This is a genomic window from Bacillota bacterium (genome assembly GCA_012842395.1).
Lineage (GTDB): Bacteria > Bacillota > SHA-98 > UBA4971 > UBA4971 > UBA6256.
This window is the reverse complement of sequence record DUSX01000006.1, coordinates 1-5,025: the sequence shown is the minus strand read 5'-3', so window position 1 is coordinate 5,025 and position 5,025 is coordinate 1. Positions and strand designations below refer to the sequence as shown.

The 5,025-nt window shown below is 62.0% G+C and carries 9 protein-coding genes; 3 read left to right on the top strand and 6 right to left on the bottom strand.

The genetic code is table 11. The features are described 5' to 3' along the window. Window positions 1-1,065: ImmA/IrrE family metallo-endopeptidase (locus GX515_03435; GenBank protein HHY32069.1), on the bottom strand; the 1,065-nt coding region annotated here is incomplete at its 3' end. A gap of 374 nt (window positions 1,066-1,439) precedes the next feature. Continuing rightward, entirely contained in the window at window positions 1,440-2,228 is a 789-nt protein-coding gene (locus GX515_03430; GenBank protein ID HHY32068.1) for a hypothetical protein, read from the bottom strand. Between the two features lie 144 nt (window positions 2,229-2,372). On the opposite strand from GX515_03430, the gene GX515_03425 reads away from it, so the two are divergent. Beyond that, window positions 2,373-2,768 carry a HEPN domain-containing protein gene (locus GX515_03425; protein HHY32067.1) on the top strand — a complete coding sequence of 132 codons (396 nt, stop codon included), beginning with the start codon at window positions 2,373-2,375 and terminating at the stop codon, window positions 2,766-2,768. Further along, complete coding sequence (locus GX515_03420; GenBank protein ID HHY32066.1) at window positions 2,738-3,091, top strand: nucleotidyltransferase domain-containing protein; 354 nt, start codon at window positions 2,738-2,740, stop codon at window positions 3,089-3,091. The genes GX515_03425 and GX515_03420 overlap by 31 nt, the downstream gene beginning before the upstream one ends. A 28-nt stretch (window positions 3,092-3,119) precedes the next feature. On the opposite strand, the gene GX515_03415 is transcribed toward GX515_03420, so the two are convergent. The 4 genes from GX515_03415 to GX515_03400 form a co-directional block, all read right to left on the bottom strand. Further along, window positions 3,120-3,215: a hypothetical protein gene (locus GX515_03415; protein HHY32065.1), complete on the bottom strand. Its 96-nt coding sequence runs from the start codon at window positions 3,213-3,215 to the stop codon at window positions 3,120-3,122. Window positions 3,216-3,239: 24 nt separating this feature from the next. Beyond that, window positions 3,240-3,518 carry a hypothetical protein gene (locus GX515_03410; GenBank protein HHY32064.1) on the bottom strand — a complete coding sequence of 93 codons (279 nt, stop codon included), beginning with the start codon at window positions 3,516-3,518 and terminating at the stop codon, window positions 3,240-3,242. Between the two features lie 384 nt (window positions 3,519-3,902). Next, complete coding sequence (locus tag GX515_03405) at window positions 3,903-4,049, bottom strand: hypothetical protein (protein HHY32063.1); 147 nt, start codon at window positions 4,047-4,049, stop codon at window positions 3,903-3,905. After that, window positions 4,049-4,420 (bottom strand): DegT/DnrJ/EryC1/StrS aminotransferase family protein, encoded by a 372-nt coding sequence (locus GX515_03400; protein HHY32062.1) that lies wholly within the window; start codon window positions 4,418-4,420, stop codon window positions 4,049-4,051. Before GX515_03400 ends, GX515_03405 begins: the two co-directional genes overlap by 1 nt. A 337-nt stretch (window positions 4,421-4,757) precedes the next feature. Between GX515_03400 and GX515_03395 the strand changes: the two genes are divergently transcribed. Beyond that, a partial coding sequence (locus tag GX515_03395) for a spore photoproduct lyase (protein ID HHY32061.1) occupies window positions 4,758-5,025 on the top strand: 268 nt, incomplete at its 3' end.

Genomic DNA, 5,025 nt, shown 5'->3' with positions numbered 1-5,025 from the left:
TTCGCATTGGACCTCGGCGTCAATGCCGAGCATACGCGACAGCGTCCGCCCTGACCCGTCCTGGTCCGCAGCCAGGAGTCTAGTCCGTTCCCGCTCGGTGATCAGCTTGAGATTGAAAAGCTGCCAAGTCATGGCCAGCCGGCTCACGCGGAAGTGACCGGCCAAGAGACAGACGTGCCACAGCCCGATCTTCGTGGCCTCGGGCCCGAGACGTCCCTCCACGAACTGGACGTCTCCCTCCAGAGGAACGACGGCCTCCCTCGGTCTAGATGGAAGACCCTTATTCAGGCGCGATAGGTAATCACGGATGCCGTCCTCAGGCATGAGGAAGGCCGCGGCGAAGGCGTTAGCACGGACCTCAGATAGTTCGTCATTCTCCTCCTGTCGACTGACGATGCCAGGCCGGTCGTGATCGACCAGGACATGGCAGTATTCATGCGCAAGAGAAAACCGCCGCCGTTCGGCAACGTGAGTGACGTTAACCCCACAGACGACGCTCTCGTTGAGCCGCACTGTGAAACCGGAAAGGTGGTCGGGTAGCTCCAACTCCAAGACGGTGATGCCCTGGTTTTCCATAAGGTCTCCCAGGTTGTCCAAGGGTGCGGAGCCGAGCTCCAGACGCTGCCGCTCCTGGTGCGCCAGGCGTTTTCCCTGATCCACCGCTTCCCACCGTCCTCGCAGGGGCATAGCAGGGTAGCGAGGAAAGGCGGCTGTCGCCCGCTCCACTTCAAGCAGGTGTTCGAGGTTGGCAATCTCCCGGGCAATGGCAATGCCCTTGCGAATCGCATCTCGCGTCCCCTCGTCGTCATCCGCTTCCGGCAGCGCCCGCAGGAGCACCGAAAGTCCGTCTATCGCGAATTCTGGAGCGAGAAACTCTGCAGGCGAGCGGCCATACAGGTACGCCAGGCGCGCTAGTTCCAGCCCCGATACTTTGCGCTTTCCAGTCTCCATGAGCGCGATAGCCGAGCGCGGCAGACCAAGGCTCCGTGCCACCTCTTCTTGGGTCAGGCCGGCGCGTTCTCGGGCTTCCCTGAGGCGGGTGGCGAGTTGTTCCGGCGTCAACATGACGATCCCTCCTGACTCGAGTATATGTTATGAAACACAGACTGTCAATATGCGGATGCAATGTTTGATAATACAACGAGGGCGTGGAGAGCAGGAATTGCGGGGTGCCTGCTGGGATCGGCTCCCCTGGCTCGCCTTATGGTCTGTTGATATCGGGAGTCGTGGTCGGGAAGACAGACCTCTTGAACGGGAGCTTCATTTGAGCCGCCATACGGTGCGCAAGGCGGCCACGGGGTGCACGATAGGACGATGGTCGGGGTGCATATGCCCGCATGCAGGCAGCGCGTGCGCCGGGCGGGCGCCCGCAAGCCGTTCGGACGGCGGAGATGCGGAAAGGTAGCGTCACCTGGCGGCGTCGGCGGCATGTATTAAGGCTACGACATTGCGGCCACGAAGCTGTCGAGGAGCTCGATGAAGGCGGGGTCGTAGGGTTGGTCGACGTAGTTCACGCTCCACAGGCCGGACTCGCGTATCTCGGCCCGCTGGGCGTATAGCCCGAGCCAGTTGGGCGACGGAGGGTCGATCGGGGGCTTGTGTCTGTTGCTCAGAAGGGCGACGGCATTCGACTCGATGATGCTCCTGGGGCTGGACGTCCCTGCGGGCCCGAAGGCTAACTCCTCACGGACGCGCGCTCGACGAACCTGCCCGGACCGGCCCAGACATACTCCTCGGGGGCTTGCTCGAAGACTCGCTCCCCATGAACTCGCTCCCGAAGCTCGTTCCCGATTCGGACGGCGCGCACGAACGTGGTGGGCGAGTCGTCCGCGATGAGACGGTCCCATAACGCCTCTGCCTCCGTCTCCCCCTCTGCCGCCGTCTCCTCCGCCCCTGCCTGCTCCTCCTGCGCGAACCCGCGCGAAGGGCCCGAACATGCGGCCTTTCCCTTTTACGGCGATGGCCGGGCTCCCGTAGGTAGCAGCCTCCTCCGGGCCCGCGCGGACCACCGTCAGGCCGGGGCCTCCGACGGTGGCCTCCTTCCGAGAGCCCGCGAGGAAGATGAAGCGCTGGCCCGCCCGGGGGAGGGGGATCACCGGGGGCTCGAGCGCGTCCAGGTAGCGGGCGCCCAGCAAGAACTCGACGAGCGGGAAGCCTGTCGCCGCCGCCCTGACGTCGCGGGCGATGCCGACGTGCCGCGACCACGCCAGGGCCTCACGCCTGCTCATCCCGTTCAGCAAGAGTGGAATCGGAGTCGATCATGTATCGATCCCGCCCGTCACGCGAGGTCCTCCAATGAATTGAACTTCGACCGTTGGGCCTTCAATCCGTTTGGATTTTGTGCCATACTACTGATGGGAGGGAGAACGCCGATGAACGTACACGTGCAGGAATGGCTCGATATCTCCCGCGAGGACTACGATGCTGCAGAGGTCATGTTCGAGAACCGCAAGTACTTGTACTCGGTATTCATGTGCCAGCAAGCAGTGGAGAAAGCCATAAAAGCGCTGTACCAACACAAGTTTACCGAGGTCCCGCCCCGTAAGCACGACCTGGTGCGACTCGCCGACGAGGCCGGCGTTTTGGGCGAATGTTCGGATGGGCAAAAGGTCCTCCTCTCAACCCTCACGGAGTTCTACATAGAAGCACGATACCCTGGGGATAGGGCGGAGCTGTCCATAAGGTGCGATAGGGACTTCGCGCGCACGATTCTAGATGATACCAGGGAGATGGTCGCGTGGCTCGAGAATCAGTTGAAAGGCTCATAAGACAGTACGTGGAGACACTTCGCCAGCACAACATCAGAGTTGCTCGGGCCATCCTGTTTGGATCCCACGCTCGCGGGGAGGCAGATGGCGAGAGCGACATCGATGTAGCTATCATCTCCCCGGACTTCGGACGTGACCGCTTCAAGGAGGCAGTGCGACTCAAACTCCTCACAGAGCACGTTGATACCAACATCTCGCCGCGTCCGTATTCCCCAAAGGAGGTCGATGAGAGCGTCCGCGGCACGTTCCTGCACGACGAAATCCTCGCCAAAGGGAAAGTAGTCTATTCGGCGCAGGACGGACATGCGCAAACGCAGACGTGAGGAACGGGCCGGAGAGATGACGGCGTCGTCAGCGGAGGCTCGGGTCGATGTTCGCTGTATCAGGCGCGATGTTCACGAACACCAGCTCGGCCCGCTCATAGAGGATGCAGTTTCTGGAGGCGATGAAGCTGAGCGGAGCGTCTTGAAGCTATACCGCGAACGTGTGCAGGAACATTGTCCTGATCGAAGTCATCCGCTCGAAAGCGCTGTTGTCGTAATCCTCCCAGTCTCCCACTACGGATAGGTCGGGGAGGACCCGGATCGCGTACCACCACTCCGCAATGGCGATGTGGTCCAGGATCTCGAGGATCGTTCTCTTGCCTTCCACAAGACGCAGATTGAGCGCCGCCTCGCGGTTGCGCAGCCTTTCTATGAGGCAGAGGAGATCCTCCCGGCTGAAACCAAGGAGCTTCTGGGTAAGGTCCACCTCATGGTCGGTGTACGGGTTTGCGTCCCAGGTGAAAAAGCCCTCCGAATCGCACTCCAGTGCAGCTGGAAGACCGACCCCCTGTGATTGCCTCCACCAGCATACTTTCCCCGCTCATGTCCCTTGTGCCGGGATAGGCGCTGCCAGAGCGTCGTCTTCGAGCCTTCGTACACAGCGTGGGTGCCCACGCGCACCACCCGGGGTGTCCTGCCGTCCTCTCGCATCTCCCCGGGCTCAAAGAAGAAGTACACGCCCTGTGACGGCCAGCGCCAGCCTTCGCCGCCACCTCCTCCGCAAGCGCCCAGGCATCGGCAGCCTCCAAGCTTTAGCCGAAGGCGCTCGAGGACATCGTAGAACCTGTCCAGATCACGTGCGCGACTCATCTCATCCCCACGTCTCGAAGCCTCCTCCCGATCCCGCCTCGCGTCCACCGGGCATCCCAGGTCTTCCCCGGACGTTCTCGACAAGCTCGCGCGCCTGCGCGCCGGGCCTACCCTCGGCGGGCTCGCCCGCAGTGCGGAATTGGCTCATCACATCTCCACCAGCGCCCGCTCGAGGACGCCAGCGACGTAGTCGATCTCCTCGGCGGTAAGGTGGTTGTGGAACGGGATGACGATGCTCGTGCGCCCGGCGAGCTCAGTGACAGGAAAGTCGCCCTCCTTGAAGCCGAACTCGGCGCGGTAGAAGGGCTGCAGGTGGATGGGGGTGAAGTACGGGCGGCACCCGATCCCCGCCTCCTGGAAGCGCCGCATCACGTGGTCGCGCACGGCGGACGCGCGCTCAAGGAGTTGTCGCTCGCTGGATCGCTGCTCGGGGTGGTGGCGCTCGGGGGTGGGCTCCTCCCCGTTGACTTCGTCGGCGCGGACCCGGATCACATACACGAACCAGCTCGTGCACGTCACCCCGAGCGCAGCATACGTGCGGCAGGCGCACCCGGAACACCCCCGGCACCCTCGCAAGGCGATTCACATACATCGCCGCGACCCGCTCGCGCTTGGCGATGATCTCCTCGATGCGCGACACAGGAAGAATTGCCGTGGACGAGTCTAGGAGGCTTCCGGGAAATGGGCTCACCGATACAGTCTAGCCCGCCTAGGTCTTAGTAACTCGCGGCTATAGGGTTAACAATGCGGAATTCAGGGCAGGATGAGTACGAGGTGACAACGGGTGGGCCCCTTTATTCCTAGGCTGGCCTTCATTCAAAAGGCAGCTCTCGCGTACCCTTTGGGGCGCGAGCTGATGAGTAGGTTGAAGGCCGAAGACGTTGAGGTATCGGTTTACGAGAAGAAGATTCCGCTCTCGACCCAAAAGACCTTTGCGGAGCGGTTTTTCCTGTCCAAGCGAACAATGGTGGTCTTGGTATGGAAAAGACGGGACTTTCAGACTTGCAGGCCGTCGGCGCACTATCAGCTGCCCCTGGTCTCCGGGTGTCCGGGACTGTGCGAGTACTGTTACCTCAATACCAATCTCGGGCGAACCCCCTATGTCAAGGTATACGTAAATGTCG

Bases quoted from the DNA above. Each gene is read 5' to 3' on its own strand.
- GX515_03430 (HHY32068.1), bottom strand. From the start codon at position 2,228: ATGAGCAGGCGTGAGGCCCTGGCGTGGTCGCGGCACGTCGGCATCGCC.
- GX515_03425 (HHY32067.1), top strand. From the start codon at position 2,373: ATGAACGTACACGTGCAGGAATGGCTCGATATCTCCCGCGAGGACTAC.
- GX515_03405 (HHY32063.1), bottom strand. From the start codon at position 4,049: ATGAGCCAATTCCGCACTGCGGGCGAGCCCGCCGAGGGTAGGCCCGGC.